The organism is Microbacterium festucae (assembly GCF_025421715.1).
Classification (GTDB): domain Bacteria; phylum Actinomycetota; class Actinomycetes; order Actinomycetales; family Microbacteriaceae; genus Microbacterium; species Microbacterium festucae.
The window spans coordinates 714,019-738,660 of record NZ_JAOEFC010000002.1 but is presented as its reverse complement, the minus strand read 5'-3'; the positions used below and the strand labels follow the sequence as shown (position 1 = coordinate 738,660).

26 protein-coding genes are annotated in these 24,642 nt (G+C 71.9%); 12 read left to right on the top strand and 14 right to left on the bottom strand.

Features of this window, described 5'->3' with window-relative positions:
• Positions 1 to 33: 33 nt before the first annotated feature.
• Positions 34 to 453 (bottom strand): DUF4307 domain-containing protein, encoded by a 420-nt coding sequence (locus N3K63_RS09640; RefSeq protein WP_261579928.1) that lies wholly within the window; start codon positions 451 to 453, stop codon positions 34 to 36.
• A 45-nt stretch (positions 454 to 498) separates the two neighbouring features.
• Here N3K63_RS09640 and N3K63_RS09635 point away from each other — a divergent pair, with 45 nt between their 5' ends.
• Positions 499 to 795 carry a hypothetical protein gene (locus N3K63_RS09635; RefSeq protein ID WP_261579927.1) on the top strand — a complete coding sequence of 99 codons (297 nt, stop codon included), beginning with the start codon at positions 499 to 501 and terminating at the stop codon, positions 793 to 795.
• Here N3K63_RS09635 and trhA read toward each other — a convergent pair.
• The gene (gene trhA, locus N3K63_RS09630; protein WP_261580085.1) at positions 767 to 1,474 is read right to left on the bottom strand and encodes a PAQR family membrane homeostasis protein TrhA; all 708 of its coding nucleotides are present in this window, start codon (positions 1,472 to 1,474) and stop codon (positions 767 to 769) included. The genes N3K63_RS09635 and trhA overlap by 29 nt on opposite strands.
• Positions 1,475 to 1,579: 105 nt before the next feature.
• On the opposite strand from trhA, the gene N3K63_RS09625 reads away from it, so the two are divergent.
• From N3K63_RS09625 to N3K63_RS09615, 3 genes are all read left to right on the top strand, one after another.
• Complete coding sequence (locus N3K63_RS09625) at positions 1,580 to 2,365, top strand: isoprenyl transferase (protein ID WP_261579926.1); 786 nt, start codon at positions 1,580 to 1,582, stop codon at positions 2,363 to 2,365.
• A gap of 78 nt (positions 2,366 to 2,443) precedes the next feature.
• Positions 2,444 to 3,712: an aminotransferase class V-fold PLP-dependent enzyme gene (locus tag N3K63_RS09620; RefSeq protein WP_390895145.1), complete on the top strand. Its 1,269-nt coding sequence runs from the start codon at positions 2,444 to 2,446 to the stop codon at positions 3,710 to 3,712.
• Between the two features lie 167 nt (positions 3,713 to 3,879).
• Positions 3,880 to 5,250 carry a PhoH family protein gene (locus N3K63_RS09615; RefSeq protein ID WP_390895143.1) on the top strand — a complete coding sequence of 457 codons (1,371 nt, stop codon included), beginning with the start codon at positions 3,880 to 3,882 and terminating at the stop codon, positions 5,248 to 5,250.
• Positions 5,251 to 6,463: 1,213 nt separating this feature from the next.
• Here N3K63_RS09615 and N3K63_RS09610 read toward each other — a convergent pair.
• From N3K63_RS09610 to xseA, 7 genes are all read right to left on the bottom strand, one after another.
• Positions 6,464 to 7,117 carry a response regulator transcription factor gene (locus tag N3K63_RS09610; protein WP_261579924.1) on the bottom strand — a complete coding sequence of 218 codons (654 nt, stop codon included), beginning with the start codon at positions 7,115 to 7,117 and terminating at the stop codon, positions 6,464 to 6,466.
• A complete protein-coding gene (locus tag N3K63_RS09605; protein ID WP_261579923.1) occupies positions 7,114 to 8,091 on the bottom strand; it encodes a sensor histidine kinase in 978 nt (325 codons plus the stop codon). Before N3K63_RS09605 ends, N3K63_RS09610 begins: the two co-directional genes overlap by 4 nt.
• Before the next feature lie 10 nt (positions 8,092 to 8,101).
• Positions 8,102 to 9,496 (bottom strand): class II fumarate hydratase, encoded by a 1,395-nt coding sequence (locus N3K63_RS09600; protein ID WP_261579922.1) that lies wholly within the window; start codon positions 9,494 to 9,496, stop codon positions 8,102 to 8,104.
• Between the two features lie 67 nt (positions 9,497 to 9,563).
• Entirely contained in the window at positions 9,564 to 10,205 is a 642-nt protein-coding gene (locus N3K63_RS09595) for a carbonic anhydrase (RefSeq protein WP_261579921.1), read from the bottom strand.
• Entirely contained in the window at positions 10,202 to 10,831 is a 630-nt protein-coding gene (locus N3K63_RS09590) for a DUF4245 domain-containing protein (RefSeq protein ID WP_261579920.1), read from the bottom strand. The genes N3K63_RS09595 and N3K63_RS09590 overlap by 4 nt, the downstream gene beginning before the upstream one ends.
• The gene (locus N3K63_RS09585; RefSeq protein WP_261579919.1) at positions 10,831 to 11,052 is read right to left on the bottom strand and encodes an exodeoxyribonuclease VII small subunit; all 222 of its coding nucleotides are present in this window, start codon (positions 11,050 to 11,052) and stop codon (positions 10,831 to 10,833) included. The genes N3K63_RS09590 and N3K63_RS09585 overlap by 1 nt, the downstream gene beginning before the upstream one ends.
• 23 nt (positions 11,053 to 11,075) lie before the next feature.
• The gene (xseA, locus tag N3K63_RS09580; RefSeq protein WP_261579918.1) at positions 11,076 to 12,347 is read right to left on the bottom strand and encodes an exodeoxyribonuclease VII large subunit; all 1,272 of its coding nucleotides are present in this window, start codon (positions 12,345 to 12,347) and stop codon (positions 11,076 to 11,078) included.
• Between the two features lie 73 nt (positions 12,348 to 12,420).
• Between xseA and N3K63_RS09575 the strand changes: the two genes are divergently transcribed.
• From N3K63_RS09575 to N3K63_RS09565, 3 genes are read left to right on the top strand one after another with little or no spacing between them, the layout of a single operon-like run.
• Positions 12,421 to 13,461: a 4-hydroxy-3-methylbut-2-enyl diphosphate reductase gene (locus tag N3K63_RS09575; RefSeq protein WP_315943088.1), complete on the top strand. Its 1,041-nt coding sequence runs from the start codon at positions 12,421 to 12,423 to the stop codon at positions 13,459 to 13,461.
• The gene (locus N3K63_RS09570; RefSeq protein ID WP_261579916.1) at positions 13,458 to 14,165 is read left to right on the top strand and encodes a DUF6264 family protein; all 708 of its coding nucleotides are present in this window, start codon (positions 13,458 to 13,460) and stop codon (positions 14,163 to 14,165) included. The genes N3K63_RS09575 and N3K63_RS09570 overlap by 4 nt, the downstream gene beginning before the upstream one ends.
• The gene (locus tag N3K63_RS09565) at positions 14,165 to 14,716 is read left to right on the top strand and encodes an MOSC domain-containing protein (protein WP_261579915.1); all 552 of its coding nucleotides are present in this window, start codon (positions 14,165 to 14,167) and stop codon (positions 14,714 to 14,716) included. The genes N3K63_RS09570 and N3K63_RS09565 overlap by 1 nt, the downstream gene beginning before the upstream one ends.
• 376 nt (positions 14,717 to 15,092) lie before the next feature.
• On the opposite strand, the gene fbaA is transcribed toward N3K63_RS09565, so the two are convergent.
• The 3 genes from fbaA to N3K63_RS09550 all read right to left on the bottom strand — a co-directional run bounded on the left by fbaA (position 15,093) and on the right by N3K63_RS09550 (position 18,003).
• A complete protein-coding gene (fbaA, locus tag N3K63_RS09560; RefSeq protein WP_261579914.1) occupies positions 15,093 to 16,124 on the bottom strand; it encodes a class II fructose-bisphosphate aldolase in 1,032 nt (343 codons plus the stop codon).
• 113 nt (positions 16,125 to 16,237) lie between these two features.
• Positions 16,238 to 16,939, bottom strand: a complete 702-nt coding sequence (locus N3K63_RS09555; RefSeq protein WP_261579913.1) for an ABC transporter ATP-binding protein — start codon at positions 16,937 to 16,939, stop codon at positions 16,238 to 16,240.
• Positions 16,936 to 18,003, bottom strand: coding sequence for an ABC transporter permease (locus tag N3K63_RS09550; protein WP_261579912.1), 1,068 nt, complete (start codon positions 18,001 to 18,003; stop codon positions 16,936 to 16,938). The genes N3K63_RS09555 and N3K63_RS09550 overlap by 4 nt, the downstream gene beginning before the upstream one ends.
• Before the next feature lie 162 nt (positions 18,004 to 18,165).
• On the opposite strand from N3K63_RS09550, the gene N3K63_RS09545 reads away from it, so the two are divergent.
• The 4 genes from N3K63_RS09545 to N3K63_RS09530 all read left to right on the top strand — a co-directional run bounded on the left by N3K63_RS09545 (position 18,166) and on the right by N3K63_RS09530 (position 21,395).
• Positions 18,166 to 19,374, top strand: a complete 1,209-nt coding sequence (locus N3K63_RS09545; protein ID WP_261579911.1) for a sensor histidine kinase — start codon at positions 18,166 to 18,168, stop codon at positions 19,372 to 19,374.
• Positions 19,371 to 19,994 carry a response regulator transcription factor gene (locus N3K63_RS09540; RefSeq protein ID WP_261579910.1) on the top strand — a complete coding sequence of 208 codons (624 nt, stop codon included), beginning with the start codon at positions 19,371 to 19,373 and terminating at the stop codon, positions 19,992 to 19,994. The genes N3K63_RS09545 and N3K63_RS09540 overlap by 4 nt, the downstream gene beginning before the upstream one ends.
• A gap of 90 nt (positions 19,995 to 20,084) precedes the next feature.
• Complete coding sequence (gene glpX / locus N3K63_RS09535; protein WP_261579909.1) at positions 20,085 to 21,077, top strand: class II fructose-bisphosphatase; 993 nt, start codon at positions 20,085 to 20,087, stop codon at positions 21,075 to 21,077.
• 114 nt (positions 21,078 to 21,191) lie between these two features.
• Entirely contained in the window at positions 21,192 to 21,395 is a 204-nt protein-coding gene (locus N3K63_RS09530; protein WP_261579908.1) for a UDP-N-acetylmuramyl pentapeptide phosphotransferase, read from the top strand.
• A gap of 48 nt (positions 21,396 to 21,443) precedes the next feature.
• Here the strand turns inward: N3K63_RS09530 and N3K63_RS09525 are convergent, their stop codons facing one another.
• Positions 21,444 to 22,727: a DNA recombination protein RmuC gene (locus N3K63_RS09525; RefSeq protein WP_261579907.1), complete on the bottom strand. Its 1,284-nt coding sequence runs from the start codon at positions 22,725 to 22,727 to the stop codon at positions 21,444 to 21,446.
• Positions 22,728 to 22,791: 64 nt separating this feature from the next.
• Positions 22,792 to 23,391: an exonuclease domain-containing protein gene (locus N3K63_RS09520; RefSeq protein ID WP_261579906.1), complete on the bottom strand. Its 600-nt coding sequence runs from the start codon at positions 23,389 to 23,391 to the stop codon at positions 22,792 to 22,794.
• Positions 23,392 to 23,523: 132 nt separating this feature from the next.
• Here N3K63_RS09520 and ychF point away from each other — a divergent pair, with 132 nt between their 5' ends.
• Entirely contained in the window at positions 23,524 to 24,597 is a 1,074-nt protein-coding gene (gene ychF, locus N3K63_RS09515) for a redox-regulated ATPase YchF (protein WP_261579905.1), read from the top strand.
• Positions 24,598 to 24,642 lie beyond the last annotated feature (45 nt).

Here is a 24,642-nt window from a genome sequence, read left to right as displayed (position 1 = left end):
GACGTGCCGGGGCGCGGATGTGTGTCGGTCAGCCTACGGGATCCAGCAGGAGGTCACCAAACCCGTGGTGGCCTCGGCGGTGGTGGGGATCGTCTCGCTGAAGCTGCGCGTCGTCGCAGGTGCCGGCTCGTACTGCACGATGCGCCAGCCGACGACGCCGTGCTCGACGTCCTGCGCTTCCAGCGCGCAGGCGATCGGCACGTCGGCGCGCCCGGTGGTCTGGAAGTTCACGACCACGCTGCGCTGCCCCTCGATCACCTCGTAGCCGGTGGCATCCGTGTCGAGCGTGTCCATCGACGTGGTGATCGTCGACCAGCCGTACCAGCCCACGAGGCCCACGACGACGGCGATGAACACCACCCACGGCAGGCGGCGGCGCCGGGTGCGACCGTAGCGGTCGTCGAGGCGCTGCTGGGCGGTGGGCGAGGTCATGGGCGTTGTGGGGGAGGACATAGGCTGGAACTCCAGGCTATGCGCTCGCGCGCAGAACGGGGAATCATGCATCTGCCGATGTGGCTGCTCGCCGACGCGACACCGCTTCCGACGCCGTCGATGACGGTCGATCCGCAGGTGGTGAGTCCCGGCTTCATCGGTTTCGTCGGCATCGCGTTCCTCGCCGTCGTCGTGGTGTTCCTGCTGGTCGACATGCTCCGTCGCATCCGCCGCGCCGGGTACCGCGCCGACATCGTCGAAGAGCTGGATGCCGAAGAGCAGGCCGCCGCAGCGGCCGAGGCCGAGGCCCCGCAGCGCCCCGCCGACGAGCCTCCTACGCAGGCACCCCCAGCGAAGGGCTGAGCGGCTCGAGGGCGATCAGCAGGCACGCCGTCCAGTGGCAGAGGAAGGCGAGCACCGTGCAGACGTGGAAGATCTCGTGGAAGCCGAAGTGGCCGGGCCACGGGTTGGGGCGCTTGAGCGCGTAGACCACGGCGCCGCCGGTGTAGAGCAGCCCGCCGACGATCACCAGGATCATCATGGCGAGGTTGGCCACCAGCAGATCGCCCATGTACATGACCGCCGCCCACCCCAGCAGCAGGTAGAGCGCGACGTAGAGCCAGCGCGGCGCGTGGATCCAGAAGACGCGGAAGAGGATGCCCAGCAGCGCCCCGCTCCACACGAGGGTCAGCAGCAGCGCGCCCTTGCCGGGCGGCAGGGCCAGCACCGCGATGGGCGTGTAGGTCCCGGCGATCAGCAGCAGGATGTTGGCGTGGTCGATGCGCTTGAGCACCGCTTTGGTCTTGGGACCCCAGTCGAACCGGTGGTAGAGCGCCGAGTTGCCGAACAGCAGCAGCGATGTGGCCATGAACACGGCGCAGGCCCACTTGGCGGGAGCCGAGTCGTAGGCCAGCGCGATGAGCACCACACCGGCGGCGATCGCCACGGGGAAGGTGCCCGCGTGGATCCAGCCTCGCCAGCTCGGGCGCAGCTCCACATGGGCGCTGACGGCCGCCGCATCCAGGAGGGGGAGCTGGGGCATCTCGGCGCCGTCATCGGCCGCAGCAGGGGTCACGGGACGAGCCTAGGCGCTCGGGTATGCGCCCGCACACATACGCGTGAGCGGGCGGCGCGATAGCGTAGGGGAGTGACAGCGCGCGGATCCGCCGAAGGCAGGGGCGTTCTCTATCGTCTCTACAGTTCGCGGCTCAAGAGGCGCCTGACGCCCGAGACCGTGCCGCACCACGTGGCCATGATGATCGACGGCAACCGCCGCTGGGCCCGGCAGGCGGGGTACCCGTCGGTGGCCGAGGGACACCGCGCCGGCGCGGCCAAGATGCGCGAGTTCCTGCGGTGGTGCGACGAGCTCGGCATCGCCGTGGTGTCGCTGTATCTGCTGTCCACCGACAACCTCACCAAGCGCGACAGCGAAGAGCTCGCCGACCTCATCGAGATCATCGCCGAGCTGGCCGAGGCTCTGTCGCACGAGCCGGGCTGGCGGGTGAAGCACGTCGGCCGCGCCGAACTGCTTCCGCCGGAGCTCGCCCGCGTGCTGCGCACCGCCGAGGAGCGCACCGCCGGCAACACCGGGCTGCACGTGAACCTGGCTGTCGGCTACGGCGGCCGCGGCGAGATCGTCGACGCCGTGCGCAGCATCATCGCCCAGCATCAGGGGCAGGGGAATTCGCTCGAAGACCTCGCCGCCAGCCTCACCCCCGAGCAGATCGGCGAGCACCTCTACACCGGCGGACAGGCCGACCCCGACCTCGTCATCCGCACCTCGGGCGAGCAGCGGCTCAGCGACTTCCTGCTCTGGCAGTCGGCGCACAGCGAGTTCTACTTCGTCGAGGCGCTCGGACCCGACCTGCGCGAGGTCGACTTCCTGCGGGCGATCCGCGACTACGCCACGCGCGACCGGCGCTACGGCAGCTGACCCGCCGCGCGGCGCCCGGGGTTTTCGACGGAGGTATCGCCGGAGGCTGCTGCCGAGGCGCGTGAGACAATGGAGTACGTGAGCGCACTGGAGTCGTACCTCGATTCATTCGACGCCGAACCCGGCTATCTCGACTGGGCGGCCTTCGGTCCGCTCTCCCCGGCGGTGCGCGACGAGGTGCACGCCGACGCCGAGCTTCTGGGTTCGGGCCGCGGATCGGGCATCGACCTGGTCGCCGGCCACAGCGACGAGGCCCGCGGGCTGCTCGCCGAGCTGCTGGACTGCCCGACCGACGAGGTCACCTTCCAGCCGTCCACCACCTACGGGCTGATGCAGGCCGTCTACGGCCTCAGCGGCGAGCTGCTGCTCTCGCCGCTGGAGTTCCCCGCCCTCACCGTGGCCGCCCACCGGGCGCAAGAGGCGTTGGGCACCATGCGGGTGTGCCAACTCGAGACCGCCGACGGGCTCGGCTTCGTGACCCCGGATGCCGTCCGCGACCAGCTCACCGACGAGACGACCGCCGTCGCGCTGAGCCTCGTCGACTACCGCACCGGCTACCTCGCCGACCTCGGCGCGATCCGCGACGTCATCGGCGACCGCCTGCTCATCGTCGACGCCGTGCAGGGCTTCGGCGTCGTCGACGCCGACTACGACGCGGCCGATGTCGTCTGCGGCAACGGCTACAAGTGGCTGCGGTCGGGCCGCGGCACCGGCTTCGCCCGCTTCTCGGCCGCCGCGCGCGAGCGGCTGCGCCCCGTGCTGTCGGGCTTCCGCGGCGCCCTGGCCGAGCCGGGATCCACCGGCGTGGGCCCCGCCCACCCCGGCGCCGAGGCGTTCGTCGTCACCGGTGAAGACACCCTGGCCGTCGCGCGCCTGGCCTCGTCGCTGCAGGAGCTGCGCGACGTGGGTGTGCCCGCCGTCGCGGCCGAGGTAGCCGACCGCGCCCGCCACATCTTCGCCCTCGCCGACCGGTACGACGTGCCGGTGCTGACCCCGCGCGATGCCCACGCCGGCATCGTCTCGCTGCTGCCGTCGGCGCAGGATGCCGGCGTGATCGCCGCGGCCCTGGCCAACCACGGCGTCACCGCCACCGCGCGCGGCGGCGTCATCCGCCTGAGCGCGCACGCGGGCACCGCCGCCGACACCCTGCACCTGCTGGGCGACGCCCTCGCCGAGGCGGCCGGCGCCCGGGCCCTGGGCGAGCCGGTCGGTGCGGTGGAGGCCACCGGCGACGGCGCCTCGATCTTCGACGGCGGATCGATCTTCGACGGCGGTGCGGCCGGTGACGGCCCGACCATCATCGAGACGGGACCGGCCGACGAGCCCCGCGGGGTCATCGAGAGTTAACGCGTCCGACACGTCTCGCGGCGTGTCGATTGCGAATGCCGACGCCCCGGAGTCGTAGCTTGGCCCCATCGGGCAAAGCGCCCGGTCGAGTCGGCCGTCCACTGACTCGTGGCCCACGGTCGACTCGAGACTGCCGGGTGGGTTCCCACCCGGGGCGGGAGTGGGTTGTGACCACACGAGCAGCACAGCACCAGCGTCACGTCGGAGCGGACGGCCAGGCCGCCGCGGATCTGCAGCACCTCGACCAGGACCTCCGCACCTACGTGCTGGACACCTCGGTCCTGCTGAGCGATCCGCGGGCGTTCTTCCGGTTCGCCGAGCACTCGGTCGTCGTCCCCGTGGTGGTGATCACCGAGCTCGAGGGGAAGCGTCACGACCCGGAGATCGGCTACTTCGCCCGCCAGGCCCTGCGCCACCTCGACGAGCTCCGCGTCGAGCACGGTCGCCTCGACTTCCCCGTCCCGGTGGGGGAGGGCGGTACCCTGCGCGTCGAACTCACCAACACCGACCCGAGCGTGCTGCCGGCCGGCATGCGGCTGGGCGACAACGACACCCGCATCCTGTCGGTCGCGATGCACCTGGCCCAGGAGGGCCAGGAGGTGACGGTCGTCTCCAAGGACCTGCCCATGCGCGTGAAGGCAGCCTCCCTCGGCATCCCGGCGGAGGAGTACCTCGCCGAGCAGGCCGTCGACAGCGGCTGGACCGGCATCGCCGATATCCACGTGTCGGGCGACGAGATCAGCGACCTGTACGAGAGCGAGGTCGCCACCGGCGAGCCCGTGCGCGGACTGCCGGTCAACACCGGGCTGGTCATCCACTCCGAGCGGGGCTCGGCGCTCGGCCGGGTCACCGGCGACGGCGCGTACCGCCTCGTGCGCGGCGACCGCGACGTGTTCGGCCTGCACGGACGCTCCGCCGAGCAGCGCATCGCCATCGACCTGCTGCTCGACCCCGAGGTGGGCATCGTGTCGCTGGGCGGACGCGCGGGCACCGGCAAGTCGGCCCTCGCCCTGTGCGCGGGACTGGAAGCGGTGCTCGAACGACAGCAGCAGAAGAAGATCATCGTCTTCCGCCCACTGTTCGCCGTCGGCGGGCAGGAGCTCGGCTACCTTCCCGGTGACCAGTCCGAGAAGATGGGCCCCTGGGGCCAGGCGGTCTTCGACACCCTCGGATCGGTGGTCTCGGGCAACGTCCTCGAAGAGGTCGTCGCCCGCGGCATGCTCGAGGTGCTGCCGCTCACCCACATCCGCGGACGTTCGCTGCACGACGCCTTCGTGATCGTCGACGAGGCGCAGTCGCTGGAGCGCAACGTGCTGCTCACGGTGCTCAGCCGCATGGGACAGAACTCGCGCGTCGTGCTCACCCACGACGTCGGCCAGCGCGACAACCTGCGCGTCGGCCGCCACGACGGCGTCGCCTCGGTGATCGAGACGCTGAAGGGGCACGGCCTCTTCGGCCACGTGACCCTCCAGCGCTCGGAGCGCTCGGCCATCGCCGCCCTCGTCACCGAACTCCTGGAGGCCGGCGAACTCAGCTAGTCGGGGCGCGCTTGGGGTTGCTTGCGCGGCGGGGATGCCGGTGGTCGGTGTCCCCGCCGCGCGGGCGTGCGCGGTGTGCGGCCGACGGCATCCGCGCGCGTCGTGTGACGCGGGCTCGTGCCGTGTCCCGCAGTGTGCGGGTGGTGGGGCGGGCGCCCGGTGGTTGCGGGACGTGCGGTGGGGGTGCGTCCCGCGATGCGTGGGTGGTGGGGTGTGGACCCGCTGAATGCGAGACCTGCACTCGGGTGGTGTCCCGTGATGTGTGGGTGGTGGGTCTTGCACCCGCTGAATGCGAGACCTGCACTCGGGGTGCGTCCCGCAATGTGTGCGGGGGAGGCTCCGTACTGGCCAGTTATGGGACCCGGCTTCGGGGCGCGTCCCGTGATGTGTGAGTGGGGTCTCTTGCTTGCTGATTGCGCGACCTGCCTCCGGAGCATGTCCCGCGATGTGCGGGTGTGGGAGCCTGCACCCGCCGAATGCGGGACGTGGTGTCGGGGCGCGTCGCGCAGAGTGCGGGTGGGAGTCTCCGCACCCGCAGATTGCGGGACCTGCTGGCGGGATGCGTCCCGCAGTCTGCGGATGCCGCGGCCAAGAGTCGCCGATTGCGGAACACGGTCGCGAGGTGCGTTACGGAATGTGCGCGCGGGCTCCGGGTGATGCCCGAGCGATGGCATCCGCCGTTCGCGGGACGGGCCCGGGACCATGTCCCGCACCTGGCGGGTGCGGGAGTCGGAACTCGCCGAATATGGGACGCCACCGCCGAGCGCGTCCCGCTATCTGCGGGTATTGCGCGCCGCACCCGCGGTTTGCGGGACATGGTGCGCGCTGGGGTCCCCCGAAGTGCGGGAGACCAGCCGTCCCACCCGCCGATTGCGGGACTCGCCATCCGCCCGCGGTGCTTTGAGAGTCGGCGGCAGACCCCCGGATGCCGCCCGCCGGCGCCCCCGCGCGTCGCACGACTGAGCTGCCGACCCCCGGATGCCGCCCGCCAACGCCCGCGGCGATCACACGACCAAGGCTCGGACCCCCGGATGCCGCCCGCCGGCGCCCGCGACGATCACACGACCAAGGCTCGGACCCCCGGATGCCGCCCGCCGGCGCCCGCGACGATCACACGACCCAGGCGACCGACCCCCAGATACCGCCAGCCCGGCACCCGCGAGCGCCACACGGACCGAGAGGCAGACCCTCAAACGCCGTCGCCCGGCCCCGCCTACTCCCAGCGGTAGCCCTCGCCCCGGACGGTGGTGATGTTGTCGGCGCCGAGCTTGGCGCGCAGGTAGCGCACGTAGACGTCGACGACGTTGGAGCCGGGGTCGAAGTCGAGGCCCCACACGCGGCTGAGGAGCACGTCGCGGGTGAGCACCTGTCCGGGGTGGCGGAGGAACTGCTCGGCGAGGGCGAACTCACGGGCCGAGAGGTCGACGTCGCGGCCGTCGACGCTGGCGCGGCGCCCGAGCACGTCGAGGCTGACCGGTCCGCGGGTGAGGGTGACCGGCGCGGCGCCCCGCTCGCGCAGCCGCGAGCGCACCCGGGCGAGGAGCTCGGCGACGGCGAACGGCTTGGGCATGTAGTCGCTCGCGCCGGCGTCGAGGCCCTCGATGGTGTCGGTGGTGCCGCTGCGGGCGGTGAGCATGATCACCGGCACCGCGCTGCCGCGGGCGCGCAAAGTGCGCAGCACCTCGAAGCCGTCCATGCTGGGCAGTCCCACATCGAGCACGATCAGGTCGATGTCGTCTTCCAGACCGCGCTCGAGGGCCTCGGCGCCGTCTTCGGCGACCGCGGTCTCGTAGCCCTCGGAGTGGAGTCCTCGGGTGACGAGGGAGACGATGTGGGGTTCGTCGTCGACGACGAGTATGCGGGTCATCCGGTGGCCTCTCGCTGCAACAGCACGTCGCCGGCGCGCACCGGGGAGGGAAGCTCCGCGCGCGTGCCGATGGGGATCTCAATGGTGAACGTGGCCCCGCCTCCCGGGGTGTCGCCGATGGCGCAGTGCCCGCGGTGGGCTTTGGCGATGGTGTCGACGATCGCCAGCCCCAGCCCCGAGCCGCCCACGGTGCGCTTGCCGGCGCCGCGGTCGAAGCGACGGAAGATGCGGTGGCGCATGGCGGGAGGGATGCCGGGACCGTGATCGCGCACCCACAGCTGCGCGCCCGCGGCGTGCACGGCGCTGCCGAGCTGGATGGGGGAACCGGCGGGGGTGTACTTGGCGGCGTTGTCGGCGAGCTGGAGCCACGCCTGCAGCAGGCGGTCCGCGTCGCCGCGCACAACGGCATCCGCGGTGTGCTCGATGCTCCACTCGTGCCCGGGGATGACGGCGACGAGCTCGCCGACCCGCTGGGTGAGGCCGGCCAGGTCGACCTCGGCGAAGCTGAACTTGTCGGTCTCGACGGCGGCGAGCAGGTCGATGTCGCCGATGAGCCGCGTCATGCGGTCGAGCTCGGCCAGGCCGATGTCACGGATCGCGGCGGCGTCTTCGGGGTCGTGGGGGTCCATGACCTCGAGGTGTCCGCGCACGATCGTGATCGGGGTCTTCAGCTCGTGCCGCACGTCGTCGAGCAGGCGCCGCTGCACATCGAACGCGGTCTCGGCCGAGTCGGCGGGGAGCCCCTCCATGGGATCCGGCGGCAGCACCGCCCACCCCGCGACGGCGATCACGGCCACCGTGACGACCGCGACCACCGCGTAGACGACGACCGCCACCCAGGGCAGCGGCTGGTCGGTGAGCACGTGCACCAGCAGCACGCCGAGCGCCGCCACGGCGAACCCGATCGCCGCGACCGCGACGAGCAGCGCCAGGGTGCGGGCGCGGCGCGATCGGGACGGCGACGAGCGGTTCACGCTCCGATTATCAACCCGCGTGGGTCATCGACAGGAGATCGAGTTTCTCGTCGAGCTGCTGCTCGGTCAGCTCGCCTCGCTCGATGTAGCCCAGATCGATGACCGCCTCGCGCACCGTGATGCCCTTGGCGACCGAGTGCTTGGCGATCTTGGCGGCCGCCTCGTAGCCGATCAGCTTGTTCAGCGGCGTCACGATCGACGGCGACATGCCGGCGTAGGCGGCGGTGCGCTCGAGGTTGGCCTCGAGGCCGTCGATCGTCTTGTCGGCGAGCACCCGCATCGCGTTGGAGAGGAGGCGGATCGACTCGAGCAGGGCCGTGCCCATCACCGGGATGGCGACGTTGAGCTCGAACGAGCCCGAGGCGCCGGCCCATGCGACGGTCGCGTCGTTGCCGATCACGCGTGCGCAGACCATGAGGGTCGCTTCGGGCACGACCGGGTTGACCTTGCCCGGCATGATCGACGAGCCCGGCTGCAGGTCGGGAATGTGCAGTTCGCCGAGCCCCGTGTTGGGTCCCGATCCCATCCAGCGGATGTCGTTGTTGATCTTGGTGAGGGAGACGGCGATGGTGCGCAGTGCCCCCGACGTCTCGACGAGACCGTCGCGGTTGGCCTGGGCCTCGAAGTGGTCCTTGGCCTCGGTGATCGGCAGCTCGGTCTCGGCCTGCAGGATCTCGATGACCTTCTGCGGGAAGCCGAGCGGGGTGTTGATGCCGGTGCCGACGGCCGTGCCGCCCAGCGGCACCTCGCCGACGCGGGGGAGCACGGCCTGCACGCGCTCGACGCCGAGGCGGATCTGGCGCGCGTAGCCGCCGAACTCCTGGCCGAGGGTGACGGGCGTGGCATCCATGAGGTGCGTGCGACCCGACTTGACCGCGTCCTTCCACAGCTCGGCTTTGGCCTCGAGGGCGACGGCCAGGTGGTCGAGGGCGGGGATGAGGTCGTCGATGAGCGCCTGGGTGACGGCGATGTGCACCGACGTCGGGAACACGTCGTTCGACGACTGCGACGCGTTGACGTGGTCGTTGGGGTGCACCGGCGCGCCCAGCTTGCGCGTGGCGAGGGCGGCGAGCACCTCGTTCATGTTCATGTTCGAGCTGGTGCCCGAGCCGGTCTGGTAGGTGTCGACCGGGAAGTGCGCGTCGTAGGCGCCGGTGATCACGTCATCGGCGGCGGCGGCGATGGCATCCGCGATGGCGCCGTCGAGGGTGCCGAGCTGCTTGTTGGCCAGCGCGGCGGCCTTCTTGATGCGCGCGAGGGCGGCTATCTGCGTCGACTCCAGCCCCGAGCCCGAGATCGGGAAGTTCTCGACGGCGCGCTGGGTCTGCGCGGCGTACAGCGCGTCCTTCGGAACGCGCACCTCGCCCATCGTGTCGTGCTCGATGCGGTATTCGGCGTCGGTCATAGGGTCACGTCCTTGTTTCCTCGTGATGGGTGGGGGTGCGGATGCCGGTGCGTCAGCGCGCCGGAGTTCAGAGGGTCACGTCGCCGACGACCACGTCGGGCACCGCGGCGCCCTCGGCGAGTCGGTAGTTCGCGCCGACGATGGCCAGCCGGCCTTCGGCGATGGCCTGGCTGATGACCTCCGACGAGTGCACGAGCTCGGCGACGGTGTCGCGCAGGTGCTCGCGGCCGACGCGCTCGGCGTCGACGTCTTCGGCGGTGGCGCCGGGGGTGGCGCGCAGCACGCGGCGCACGGCGGGCACGATCGGGGCGATCTGGTGCCAGATGTGCGGGGGCAGGGTGGGCGCGTCGAGCGAGGTCGAGTCGATCGCCGCGGCGACGGCGCCGCAGGCGTCGTGACCGAGCACGACGATCAGCGGCACGCCCAGCACGGCGACGGCGTACTCGAGGCTGCCCACGACCGAGTCGGAGTTGACCTGCCCGGCGTTGCGCACGACGAACAGGTCGCCCAGGCCCTGGTCGAAGATGATCTCGGCCGCCAGACGCGAATCGGCGCAGCCGAACAGCGCGGTGTGCGGGGTCTGTCCGGAGGCGAGCTCGTGGCGACGGTCGACGTCCTGGTGCGGGTGCTGCGGGGCTCCGGTGATGAAGCGCTCGTTGCCGGCGCGCATCTCGTCCCAGACCTGCTGCGGCGTCAGGGTGTCGGTCATTGCTGCTCCTCCTGCAGGGCTCGGATCTGGTCGGTCAGACCGGTGGCTGCCTTCTCGGCGGTCTCGGCGGTCAGGTCGCCGTAGATGAGCACGGTGTCATCGCCGGCGGTCGTGGCCAGGGCGTAGGTGAGGTTGTCGTCGCGCGACGAGCGGGTCATGTCGTAGACGTCCCACGTGATGCCGTCGATCGTGGTCGAGTCGGTGGGCGCGAGGCCGCCGAGCTCGCCGCTGACCCAGGTGTCGGCCTCGTCGAAGCCCTGCGCGATGCGCACGAATCCGGATGCCGGGGCGTATACGACCCGCCACACGCCGTCTTCGACGCGGGCAGAGTTGGCCCGCCACTCGGCCGGCGCCTCGGGGACGATCACGGTGCGGCCGAGCGAGTCCTCCGCGGCGGCGGCCGAGGATGACACGTCGACGGGCTCGGGCTCGGGCGGGGTGCCGCGGGGGACGCCGAAGTAGATGACGGCGACGACGGCGACGGTCACCAGCAGGGCGGCGATGAGGTTGCGCGTGTTCTGGCTCGCGCGGTGCACCCGCGACGACTCGGCCTTGCGCGCCGCGGTCTCGTCGGGGGTCTCGGGGCGGCCGAGCTCGGCGACGATGCGGGGTTCCTTGGCGGACATCACGCCTCCGCGGCGCCGGGGCGCGCGTCGTCGAGGCGGCGCTTGGCGCCGAGCAGCCACTGCTCGCAGCGGGCCGCGAGGGCCTCGCCGCGCGTCCACAGCTCGAGCGAGTGCTCGAGGGTCGGTGCGCCCTGCTCGAGTTCGGCGACGACGCGCATCAGCTCGTCGCGGGCCTGCTCGAACGACAGGGTCTGGACGTCGGGATCGGCGTCGCTGGTCATGTCATCCATCCTAGGTGCGGCGCTCACTCGGCTTCCGCGACCTCCCCCTCCGAAAGAGCGGCGATCGAGCCGCGGGCCACGGTCACCGTGAGCGGGGTGCCGGCGGGTGCCTGGGCGGCGTCGCGCACGATCACGCCGTCGCCGATGTGGGCGATCGCGTAGCCGCGGGCGAGGGTCGCGCCGGGGGAGAGCGCACGCAGCGAGGCCCGCAGCTCGGCGGTGGTGCGGCCCGCGGCATCCAGGCGGCGGGTCATCACCTCGCGGCCGCGCGAGGCGAGGGTCCAGACCTCTTGGGCACGGCCGGTCAGCAGCGACTCCGGGTCGCGCAGCACCGGGCGCGAGCGCACCTGCTCGAGGTGGTGCAGCTCGGTCGACACGCGCTGGGTCATGCGGGTGCGGGCACGGCTGCGCAGCTGCTGCACGAGGGCGCGCTGTTCGGCCACGTCGGGCACGACCTTCTTGGCGGCATCGGTCGGGGTCGACGCGCGCAGGTCGGCCACGTCGTCGAGCAGCGGGTGGTCGTTCTCATGACCGATGGCCGAGACGATCGGCGTGGTCGCGGCGGCCACCGCGCGCACGAGCCGCTCGTCCGAGAAGCCCAGGAGGGTCTGCGGGTCGCCGCCGCCGCGGGCGATGACGATGACGTCGACCTCGGGGTCGGCGTCGAGGGCGGCCAGCGCCGCGAGCGTCTCGGGCACGCAGCGCTCACCCTGCACGGCCGCGTGCACGGTGCGGAAGCGCACCTCGGGCCAGCGCAGCTCGGCGTTGCGGTGCACATCCTTCTCGGCGTCGCTGCGCTCACCGGTGATGAGGCCCACCACGTGCGGCAGGAACGGGATCGGCTTCTTGCGCGACGCGTCGAACAGCCCCTCGGCGCGCAGCGTCGCCCGCAGGCGCTCCAGGCGCTCCAGCTGGTCGCCGATGCCGGTGGGGCGCATGGCGGATGCCGTGAACGAGAACTCGCCGGTCTTGACGAAGAAGTCGGCCTTGATGCACGCGACCACGCGGTCGCCGACCTTGAGCGGCTCGGGCAGGCGCTGCAGCGTCGAGGCCCACAGCTTGAAGCTCAGCGAGGCGGCGCCGTCCGCGTCTTTCAGGCGTCCGAACACGTGACCGCCGCGCAGGTTCCACGCGGTGATCTCGCCGTCGACCCACACGCTGTTCCAGCGCTGGATGAAATCGCGGATCGTCTCGTTCAGACGGGACACCGAGGTGGGGGCCTCCGGCGACGAGTCGCGCGGGTGCACGGCATCCGGCGGCGGCGTCTGGCCCGGTGCAGGCTCGAACGAAGTCATGCGTCCCTTCCGGCCCGCATCCAGGCCGTGCTCGTAGACTCGAGGCGTGAGTGCAACCGCCGTCCGTCTTCCCGTGCCCCATGTTCCGGGGCCGCGCGGGCGGCTACAGGATATCCCGGTCTCGGGACCCAAGCGCGTGCTGCTGGCAGCCCCCCGGGGCTACTGCGCCGGCGTCGACCGGGCCGTCATCGCGGTCGAGAAGGCGCTCGAGCGCTACGGCGCCCCCGTCTACGTGCGCAAGCAGATCGTGCACAACATCCACGTCGTCACCGAACTCGAGCGTGCCGGAGCGATCTTCGTCGACGAGGTCGACGAGGTGCCCGAGGGCGCGCACGTCGTCTTCAGCGCGCACGGGGTGTCGCCGGCCGTCGTCACCGCGGCATCCGACCGCGGCCTGCACGCGATCGACGCGACCTGCCCGCTGGTGACCAAGGTGCACCGCGAGGCGGTGCGCTTCGCCCGCGATGACTTCGAGATCCTGCTGATCGGGCACGACGGCCACGAAGAGGTCGAAGGCACCGCCGGTGAGGCTCCCGACCACGTGACAGTGGTCAACTCGCCCGACGACGCCGACCGCGTCGTGGTGAAGGACCCCTCGAAGGTGGTGTGGCTCTCGCAGACCACCCTGTCGGTCGACGAGACCATGGAGACGGTGCGCCGGCTGCGCGAGCGCTTCCCCCAGCTCAACGATCCGCCGTCCGATGACATCTGCTACGCGACGCAGAACCGGCAGGTCGCCATCAAGAAGGTCGCCGCTGACGCCGACGTGGTGATCGTCGTGGGCTCGGCGAACTCGTCCAACAGCGTGCGCCTGGTCGAGGTCGCCCTCGAATACGGCGCGGAGCGCGCCTACCGCATCGACTACGCCCACGAGATCCAGCAGGAGTGGATCGCGGGTGCGGCGACCATCGGTGTCACCAGCGGCGCCTCGGTGCCCGAGGTGCTCGTGCAGGAGGTGCTCGACGAGCTCGCCGGCGCCGGTTACGCCGACGTGCAGCAGGTGCGCACCGCCGAGGAGGACCTCATGTTCTCGTTGCCGAAGGAACTGCGTCAGGATGCCGGCGGTCGCCGCGACGAGCGCGCCCTCGGCGGCCGCGTGAGCGGGCGCCCGTGAGCACGCCGGCGGGGTCGGGGGCTGCGGAGCCCGGGACTTCTTCGGGTTCGGCGGCCGCTTCGACGTCCGGTGCGGGGCCGCGCCCGGCGCCGCAGTACGGCGAGTACGCGACGCCGGAGCAGCAGCGGGAGAGCATCCTGCGCGGCGGCGGCACGCTGCCCGAACCGGAGCCCGCGGCCGAGGCCGCGCCCGTGGTCACCTCGGCGCCGGTCCCGGTCGGCGCCCCGCCGCCCACCGCGCCGAGCGGGGTCGGCGGACGCGGTGCGGGTGGTGCGGGTGGTGCGGGTGCGCCGCGGGTGCCGGGCGCTCCGGTGGATCCTGCCGTGCGCGCCGCCACCGTGCGCCGCACCGACCGTTTCGTCACCATCGCGCTGCTCGTCTACGGCCTGTGGACCGTCGTCACGACCATTCCGCAGCTGCTCGACGTCGCCGGCTTCGCCGACACCTGGATGCAGATGGCGGGCATCGACGCGGAGTTCACCAACTACGACCAGGGCGTGCTCTGGGGCCGCATCGCGGCGTTCGTCTTCGCCGTCGGGTGGCTGCTCACCACGCTCATCTGCTGGCGCGTGATCTCGCGCGGCCACCGTGCCTGGTGGATACCGCTGGTCGGCGCCGTGCTGTCGTTCCTGCTCGTGAGCCTCTGCCTCACGGTGCCGATCATGGGCGACCCCGCCCTCGTCGCCGGGATCATGGGCCGGTGATGGCGCGCCTGTTGGCCGTGTGCGCGGTGCGTCAGCTGCTGCCCGATGCCGGCACCGTCGGCATCACCGCGATCGACAAGCGCGCTGTCGACGGCGCCGTGAAGGTCGGCGCCTACGGCGTCTACGCCGACGTGCAGGCCGACCGCAAGCACCACGGCGGCCTCGACAAGGCCCTCTACGCCTACGCCGACGAAGACGCCCGCTTCTGGGAGGGCGAGCTGGGCCGCAGCCTGCAGCCGGGCTTCTTCGGAGAGAACCTGCGCACCGAGGGCATCGACGTCAACGCCGCCCGCATCGGCGAGCGGTGGCGCATCGGCGACCGCGTCGAGGTCGAGGTCACCATGCCCCGCACCCCGTGCCAGACCTTCGCCCGCTGGGTCGGGGGCGACGAGCAGCGCGGATGGGTGCGGCGCTTCTCCGACGCCCGCCGCCTCGGACCGTACCTGCGCGTCGTGCAGACCGGCCGTATCGCCGCCGGCGACGAGATCGTCGTCACCCACCGTGCCGACGACGCCCCGACGATCCTCGACGTCTACCGCGCCCCCGCCTGACCCCCGCCGGACTCGCTGCGCTCGGGACGGGCCAGGTCGCATAACTCAGGCTGTTTGCGCCCTCCGGTGCCGCGCAGCGGCCCGTGGGGCGGGTTCCGCCTGAGTTATGCGCCGGTGGCCGCCGCGCGGGTCGCCCCCTCCGGGCTCGCGGCGCGAGCCGCTGCGACCTCGCCGTCCGTCGGGTGTCGACCTCGACACACGCGGCCAAGTCGCATAACTCAGGCAGATCCGGCGGCCGGAGGCCCTGCGGCTCCCCGCCGACCCGATTCTGCCTGCATTATGCGCCGGTGGCCGCCCCGAGCCGAGCCGGCGCGGCCCGGGGCCGGACGCACGAACGCCCCGGCACGGGGCCGGGGCGTTCGCGGGGAGTATCGGATCAGATGCTGATCGAGTGGCCCGTCGAGCCGAGCTGCTGCGTCGCCTCGACGACGCGGGCGGCCATGGCGGTCTCGGCGACCTTGCCCCAGGCGCGCGGGTCGTAGGCCTTCTTGTTGCCCACCTCGCCGTCGACCTTCAGCACGCCGTCGTAGTTGGCGAACATGAAGCCGGCGACCGAACGCGTGAAGGCGTACTGGGTGTCGGTGTCGATGTTCATCTTGACGACGCCGTTCTTCACGGCCAGCGCGATCTCTTCCGAGGTCGAGCCGCTGCCGCCGTGGAAGACGAGGTCGAGCGGCTTCGCGTCGGTGCCGAACTTCTCGGCGATGCCGGCCTGGATCTCGCCGAGCAGCTCGGGGCGCAGCTTCACGTTGCCGGGCTTGTACACGCCGTGCACGTTGCCGAAGGTGAGGGCGGCGATGTAGCGGCCGTTCTCACCGAGGCCGAGGGCGTCGACGAACTTCGAGACGTCGGCGGTCGTGGTGTAGAGCGCCTCGTTCGAGCCCTCGTGCTTGACGCCGTCCTCCTCGCCGCCGACGACACCGATCTCGACCTCGAGGATCGCGTTGATGTTCTTGATGCGGGGGAGGAGCTCCTTGGCGATCTCGATGTTCTCGTCGAGCGGCACGGCCGAGCCGTCCCACATGTGCGAGTTGAACAGCGGGTTGCGGCCGGCCTTGACCTCTTCCTCGGATGCCGCGATGAGCGGCAGCACGAAGTCGTCGAGGGCGGGCTTGGGGCAGTGGTCGGTGTGGAGGGCGACCGTGATCGGGTAGTTCTTGGCGACCTCGGTGGCGAACTTCGCGAAGGCGATGGCGCCGGTGGCGCGGCCCTTGACCGTGTGGCCGGCGAAATAGTCGGCGCCACCGGTGGTGACCTGGATGATGCCGTCCGAGCCGGCTTCGGTGAGGCCCTGCAGGATCGAGTTGATCGACTGCGAGCTGGCGGCGTTGATGGCGGGGAACGCGTACCCGCCCGCCTTCGCCTTGTCCAGCATCTCGGCGTACTGCTCAGGGGTTGCGACGGGCATTTCCACTCCTCAGGTCTGCGGATGTCTCCACCGGCCACTCTAGCGAAGGGCGCTGTGCCGGCGAGGGACGGCCACCGGGCAAAACGACCGGATGCCGCCGCTCGCCGGTCTGCTCACGCCGGGGCCGCCGCGAGTGCGCGCTCGGACAGGGCGCCGTCGACGAGGGTGACGACGGCATGCATGCGCGGCAGGTGGACGAGGTCGTGGGTCACGAGAAGCGTGGCGGTGTCGAGCTCGGCCGTGAGTCGGAGGATGAGCTCGATGATGCGGGCCCCGCGTTCCTGGTCGAGCGCACTCGTCGGCTCGTCGACCAGCAGCACACTGGGGTCGTTCATGAGGGCCCGGGCGATGTTGACGCGCTGACGCTGCCCGCCCGACAGCTGGTGGGGGCGCTTGTCGCCGTGGCCGGCGAGCCCCACGGCATCCAGCAGTTCGTCGGCGCGGGCGGCGGTGGCGCGGCGCCGGCCGCGGCTGCCCTTCGCGCCGAGTTCGTTCATGACGCTCAGCTGCTCGCGGGCGGTCAGGGCGGGCAGCAGATTCGGCTGCTGGAAGACGATGCCGATCTCGTCGCGCCGGAGCCGGGCGGCCTCGGTCGCCGACAGTGCGGTCACGTCGGTGTCGTCGATCATGACGCGCCCCGCGTCGGGGCGGATGAGGGTGGCGGCCACGGCGAGCAGGCTCGATTTGCCCGAGCCGCTCGGGCCGGTGATGCCGGTGACGGTGCCCGCATGCGCCGTGAGCGAGACGTCGTCGACGGCCGTCAGGCGACGGTCGCCGTCGGGGAAGGTGAGGGTGAGGTGTTCGAGGCGGATCATCGGTTGCTCCCGAGGGCGGTGAGGGGGTCGGCGGAGGTGACGGAGCGCAGCGCGAAGGCCGCTCCGGCCAGGCCCAGCGCGACCATGATCGCGCCCGGCAGAAGGGTGGTGAGGGGGCTCAGCAGGAAGGGCAGCGCCGAGCCGGCGAGGGCGCCGAGGACGACGACGACGACCAGTCCCGCCCCGATGCCGGCGGCGAGGACGATCAGCGCCTGCCCGAGTGCGTCGCGAACAAGCGAGCGGGTGCTCGCGCCGAGGGCCTTCAGCACCGCGACATCGCCCTTGCGCTGCATGGTCCACACCGTGAAGAACGCGCCGATCACGAGGCCCGAGATGCCGAACAGCAGGGCGACCATCAGCAGCAGCGAGCCGATCTCGGAGCGGAAGGCGCTGAGCGCGGTGAGTGAGCCGAGCGGGGTCTGCGAGACGGTCTGCGCCGCATCGTCGGCGCCGGCCCAGTCGGGCGCGCCCGAGACGGCGAGCACCGTGGCGAACGCGTCGGGCGAGCCGGTGGCGGCCGAGTACGACTGCCAGTCGGCGAGGGTCATCCGCACAACGGGAGTGTGGCTGTACCAGTCGTCGCCGGCGATCCCCGCCACGGTGTAGTCGGTGCCCGCGATGCGCACGGTGTCGCCGAGGCCGACGCCGAGGTCGGATGCCGCGGGGGTGGACAGCGTCAGCGAGCCGTCGGCGACGGGCGCGTCGGCGTCGGCGCCCGGCTGCATCCCGAAGATCGCGATGGCGATGCGGGTGTCGCCGGCCTCGGCGCGGGTCTGGCTGATGCCGATCGGCTGCACCGCGGTGACGCCGCTGGCATCCTGCCAGGCCGATTCCTGCGCCGGGGTGAGGGCCGAGTCGGCGAAGCTCACCCCGGTGCCCGTGGTGGGCTCCGAGAACACCAGCCGGTCGCCGGGCAGGGCCAGCACACCCGACACGTTCTGCGTGGCGAGGCCGCCGGTGAGGCCGCTGAGGAAGCCGACGAGAACCGTGATCAGCGCGACGACCGATCCGATGAGGATGAAGCGACCTCGGGCGAAGCGCAGGTCGCGCACAGCGACGAACATGGATGTCCTTTCCCGTCACCGCAGTGGTGACCCTCTTCACTCTTCCGCGCGGCGCCGCCCGCGACATCGGCCGCGGGCACGGCCGCGGGCGACCGCGAGGAGGGGCCTCGAGTCGTCCTTTCGGACGATGACAGCGCCACCTCGGCGCGTACGATTCAGGCCATGGCCCACACCCCGCTCACGCCCGTCTTCGTGGGCCTGCGCACCGGGCTGCACGCGGTGCTGGTCGCCCTGACGATCCTTGTGATCGTGCGCGCGATCATCGTGCCGACCCCGTCGAGCGCCGCCGTGATCGTGGTGGCGGTGCTGCTGCTGGCCACCTACGGCGCGGGCGCCGCCGTGCCCGGGGCGAGCGGGCGGCGAGAGGGCGCCGGCGGCGACCGGCGGGTGAGTCACGGGTGGGTGTATCTGTGGCTCGCGGTGCTCAGCCTCGAGTGGGTCGTGCTCGTCTGGCTCACCCCCGACGCGGCCTACCTCGTCTTCCCGCTCTTCTTCCTCTATCTGCATCTGCTCGGCCGCGTGGGCGGGCCGATCGCGATCGTCGTCGCCACGGCGATCGCGGTGGTCGCGCTCGGCGTGCACGCCGGCTGGACGGTCGGCGGCGTCGTCGGACCTGTCGTGGGGGCGGGGGTCGCCCTTCTCATCGGGCTCGGATACCAGGCGCTGTCCCGCGAGGCGCAGGCGCGCGAGGCCCTCATGCAGGAGCTGCTCGCCACCCGCGACAGGCTCGCCGCGACCGAGCACGAGTCGGGTGTGCTCGCCGAGCGCGCCCGGCTGGCCCGCGAGATCCACGACACGGTGGCGCAGGGGCTGTCGAGCATCCAGATGCTGCTGCACGCCGCCGAGCGCGCCGACCCCGACCGGCCGGGCATCGAGCACATCCGCCTCGCTCGGGAGACGGCCGCGGCGAACCTCGCCGACGCGCGGCGGTTCATCCGCGAGCTGACGCCGCCCGACCTCGAAGACCGCGGGCTCGGCGGGGCGCTGCGGCGCCTTGCGGGCGGGCAGTGGCGGGCGCAGGGACTGGAGGTCGCCGTGCGGGTGTCGGATGCCGTGGATCTGCCGATGCACGTGCAGACCGCCCTGCTGCGCATCGCGCAGGGGGCGGTGGCGAACGTCATCCAGCACGCCCACGCGACGACGGCGACGATCACGCTCGCCGTCGGCGACGGGGGGCTGGAGTTCACCATCGGCGACGACGGCGTCGGCTTCGACCCGGATGCCCTGGTGGCGCGCGACACGTCGGACTCCTTCGGCCTGCAGGCGGCACGCGAGCGCGTGGCCCAGCTCGGCGGGGTGATGACCGTCGTCTCCGCGCCGGGGCGCGGCACGACCCTGCGCATCGACCTCGAGGCGGTGGCGCTCGTATGATCCGGCTCATCGTCGCCGACGACCACCCCATCGTCCGGGCCGGTATCGCCGCGCTGTTCGCGCCGGAACCGGACATCGAGGTGGTGGCCGAGGCGGCCACGCCCGACGACGCGCTCACGGCCACCCGCCGCGAGAACCCCGACGTCGTGCTGATGGACCTGCAGTTCGGCAGTGCCGTGATCGGCGGCGCCGAGGCGACGCGGCGCATCCGTGCGCTCGATGCCGCCCCCTACGTGCTGATCCTCACGAACTACGACTCGGATGCCGACATCCTCGGCGCCGTCGAGGCCGGCGCCAGCGGCTATCTGCTGAAGGACGCCCCGCCCCACGAGCTCATCGCGGCCGTCCGTGCGGCGGCGGCGGGGGAGAGTGCGCTGGCCCCGGTGATCGCCTCGCGACTGCTCGACCGCATGCGCGCCCCGCAGGCGAGCCTCAGCGCCCGCGAGATCGAGGTGCTCGACCTCGTGGCCACCGGCCGGTCCAACACCGAGGCGGCGGCCGACCTGTTCGTCAGTGAGACCACGGTCAAGTCGCACCTCGCGCACATCTTCACCAAGCTCGGCGTCAGCTCGCGCACCGCCGCCGTCTCCGAGGCGCGGCGCCGCGGCATCCTGCGGTGACTTACCCGCACCGAAAGAAATCGGATTCCTTCGCCGGCGCCGCGCGAGAAAACCGCGGATGCCTGCCGGGTTCGCCGTAGTCTCGGGAGCATGGTGAGTCTGACTGCCGACATGAGCCCCCTCCACCCCGACCGCAACCTCGCCCTCGAGCTGGTGCGGGCGACCGAGGCGGCCGCGATCCGCTCGGTGCCGTTCATCGGGCGCGGCCAGAAAGAGCTCGCCGACGGCGCCGCCGTCGACGCGATGCGCGCCTTCCTGTCGACCGTCGCGTTCGACGGCGTGATCGTGATCGGCGAGGGCGAGAAGGACAACGCGCCGATGCTGTTCAACGGCGAGCACGTCGGCACCGGGCGCGGCCCGCAGTGCGACATCGCCGTCGACCCGATCGACGGCACGACCCTCACCGCCGAGGGACGCAACAACGCCCTGTCGGTGCTCGCGGTGTCGGACCGCGGCACGATGCTCGACGCGTCGAGCGTGTTCTACATGGACAAGATCGTCACGGGCCCCGCCGGGGTGGGCGTCGTCGACATCCGCCTGCCCGTCGGCGAGAACATCCGCCGGCTCGCGAAGGCGCTCGACAAGCCCGTCGACGAGCTGGTCGTCTCGGTGCTGAACCGTCCGCGGCACGCACGGCTCATCGAGGAGATCCGCGAAGCCGGCGCCGGCACCCGCCTCATGAGCGACGGCGACGTCGCCGGCGGCATCAACGCGGCCCGCTACAACGCCCGCACCGACATGTGCATCGGCATCGGCGGCAGCCCGGAAGGCATCGTCACCGCGTGCGCCATCAAGGCGCTCGGCGGGCACATCCAGGGGCGCCTGTGGCCCCGCGACGACGACGAGAAGCAGAAGGGCGTCGATGCCGGCCTCCGCCTCGACGACTACGTCTACGAGGCCGACGACCTGGTCAAGGGGAAGAACACGATCTTCGTGGCCACCGGCGTCACCAACGGCGAGCTCGTCGGCGGGGTGCGCCGCATGGGCCCCGACTACCTCATCACCGAGAGCGTCGTGCTGCGCGGCGCCTCGGGAACGCTCCGGCGCATCACCTCGGAGCACCTCACGTCGAAGTGGCTGTGATCATCGGTTGAGGGCCGCCCGGCGGGTCGGGAGGGCGCCTCACAGGTGGGCTCTGGCACAATAGGCCCCGGTGTCACCGGCGACACGATCGCCGTTCAACGACCCGGGGGAGTTATGTCCACAGCATCGCAAGGCGCCGGCGGCGCCCGTCCCGCCACCGGCAAGATCACCGTCCCGATCGACCCGGCGCGCCGTCCCGACGTGCTGCTGCGACGCCGGATGCCGGATGGTCACCGCATGAGCCCGTGGTGGATGATCGGCTCGTTCCTCGTCATCTCGGTGGGCGTCATCGGCCTGCTGAACCTCTTCCCGTTCTGAGGCCGCGCCCGTTCTGACGCCGCACGTGCGCGGGAGTCGATCGGCCCGTCAGGGTTCGAGACGCCCGCGCAGCTCGCCCACGTCGGCGCGCAGGTCGTCGTCGGTCACCAGCGCCTCGGTCAGCTCGGGCGCCGTCAACCGTCGCGGCGTCTTGTCGATCGCGGCCGGGGTGGCCGTGGCGTCGAGCTTGGTCTCGTCGATGCCGGGGAACTTGCGCGCACTGACGAGAACGCGCGACTCCAGGGCTCCCGCGAACCGGTTGTAGCTGTCGACGGTGCGCTCGATCGCACGCCGCAGGTCGTCGGTGTGCGAGGCGAGCGTGCCCAGCCGCTGGTAGAGCTCGTTGCCCAGGTCGAACAGGCGCCGGGCCTCATCGCTGACGTCCTGCTGGGTCCAGGTGTAGGCCACGGTCTTGAGCACCGCCCAGAGGTTGACGGGGGAGGCCAGCGCCACCCTGCGGCCGAAGGCGTAGTCGAGCAGCGCCGGGTCTTCTTCGAGCGCGGCGGCCAGCAGCGACTCGCTCGGGATGAAGCAGACGACGAACTCGGGGCTCGACGACAGCCCCGCCCAGTAGGCCTTCTTGGCGAGCGCGTCCACGTGCGCGCGCACGGCCTTGACGTGCTTGTCGAGGAGGTGGCGGCGGCGCGCGGCCTCGGCGCCCTGCGCGGTGAGCGGGATCTCGGCGGCCTCGAGGTAGGCATCCAGCGGCACCTTCGCGTCGACCGCGAGGGCCTTGTCGCCGGGGAGGCGCACGATGAGGTCGGGGCGGCCCGCCCCGGCATCCGATGAGATGGCCGTCTGCGTCTCGAAGTCGACGTAGCGGGTGAGCCCCGCCGACTCGACGATGCGGCGCAGCTGGGTCTCGCCCCACATCCCGCGCGCCGACGTGGACCGCAGGGCCCCCGCCAGCGACTCGGTGGTGGCGCGCAGGGCCTCACCCGACTCGTGCGAGCGGCGCAGCTGCTCGGCCAGCGACCCGTACTGGGTGTGCCGGTCGCGCTCGAGCTCGTCGACCTTCTGCTGCATCGCCTGCAGCGACTCGTGCACCGGCGCGAGGGCCCGCAGCACCTGCTGCTCGCGCCGTTCGCGCTCGTGCTGGGCGATCTGGTCGGCGCGCGCCTGGGCCCCGAGCTCGCGGGTGAGCACGCGCTGCTGCTCGAGCTGGGCGGTGAGCGCATCGGCGCCGGCCTCAGCCGCGGCGAGGCGCGCGGTCAGCCCCGTGCGGGCGTCGGCGGCGCGAGCGGCCGCGCGGGCAGAGCCGGCGAACCAGCCGGCGAGCAGGCCGACGAGCAGAAAGGCGACGGCCAGGCTGGCGGTGGTGACGGCATCCATGTGAACAGCATGCCGAGGGCCTCCGACATGGCGCGGCGACGCGCCCGGATGCCGCGGCGCGGCGTCAGGCGGTGGCGGCCAGCGGCGCGGCGACCGGCGCGGGGATCTGCGGCACGCGCAGCCCCAGCAGCATCGCGAGCTCGACGATGTCGGTGGCGCCCGCGCGGGCGGCGGCGTCGATCATGATCTGCGCGCAGGCCAGCGCGTCGGCGGTGGCCTCGTGGTGCGCGAAGTCGAGGTGCCCGGCCGCGGCGGCGGCGATCGGCAGCCGGTACGAGGCGAGGTCGTAGGTCTTGCGCGCCACCTGCAGGCTGCACACGTAGCGGTAGGGCGGGCACAGGTCGCCGGTGGCCTCGCATGCCGCCCGCAGCACCCGCATGTCGAAGCCGGCGTTGTGGGCGACGAGCACGTCGTCGCCGAGGAACGCGGTGAGCTCGGGCAGCTGCGCGCTCCACCCGAGCGCGTCGAGGACGTCGCTTTCCTGGATGCCGTGGATGCCGACGTTCAGCTCGAAGAAGCGGTCGTGGCCGGGAGGCGGCTGGATGAGCCAGCCCTGCGAGGCGACCACCCGTCCGTCGCGGACGCGGGCGAGTCCCACGGCGCAGGCGGAGGCGCTGGAGGAGTTCGCCGTCTCGAAGTCGATCGCGGTGAAGTCCAGGGGCACGACTCCACTTTCGCGCGAGGGTCCGACCTCGGGCGGTCGGACGCGCCGAGGGCGGCCGAAACTCTTCCCGTCGGCCTCGGCGGGACAGGTGCCCGTCGGCGCGAGGGGGCGCGCCACGTAGACTGGTATCCCGTGGCTCTCACCATCGGAATCGTCGGACTCCCGAACGTCGGCAAGTCGACCCTCTTCAACGCCCTGACCAAGAACCAGGTGCTCGCGGCGAACTACCCGTTCGCGACGATCGAGCCGAACGTGGGTGTGGTGAACCTTCCCGACCCGCGTCTGCAGACGCTGGCCGACATCTTCCACTCCGAGCGGATCCTGCCCGCCGCGGTGTCGTTCGTCGACATCGCCGGCATCGTGCGCGGCGCCAGTGAAGGAGAGGGGCTGGGCAACCAGTTCCTCGCGAACATCCGAGAGGCCGACGCCATCGCGCAGGTCGTGCGCGGCTTCGCCGACGACGACGTCGTGCACGTCGAGGGTGCGGTGAACCCGCAGAACGACATGGAGACGATCAACGCCGAGCTGCAGCTGGCCGACCTGCAGACCCTCGAGAAGGCGATCACGCGCTTCGAGAAGGAGGTGCGCGGCAAGAAGCTCGATCCGTCGGTGCTCGAGACGGCAGCCGCCGCCAAGGACGCCCTCGAGCGCGGCATCCTGCTGTCGGCCTCGAAGATCGACCTCGCGCCCATCAAGGAGCTCGGTCTGCTGACCGCCAAGCCCTTCATCTTCGTCTTCAACGTCGACGAGGCGGTGCTGACGGATGCCGCGCGCAAGGCGGAGCTGGCCGCCCTCGTGGCGCCCGCGCAGGCGGTGTTCCTCGACGCGAAGATCGAGTCGGAGCTCATCGACCTCGACCCCGAAGACGCCGCGGAGCTGCTGGCGTCGACGGGTCAGGACGAGTCGGGCCTCGACCAGCTCGCCCGCATCGGGTTCGACACGCTGGGCCTGCAGACCTACCTCACCGCCGGCCCCAAGGAGTCGCGCGCGTGGACCATCGGGAAGGGGTGGAAGGCGCCGCAGGCCGCGGGGGTCATCCACACCGACTTCGAGAAGGGCTTCATCAAGGCCGAGGTCATCTCGTTCGCCGACCTGGTCGAGACCGGCTCGGTCGCCGAGGCCCGCGCCAAGGGCAAGGCGCGCCTCGAGGGCAAGGACTACGTGATGCAGGACGGCGACGTCGTGGAGTTCCGCTTCAACGTCTGACGCGCGTCTGACGGGCCGCTGACGCGCGGCCCACGGGCGCCCCAC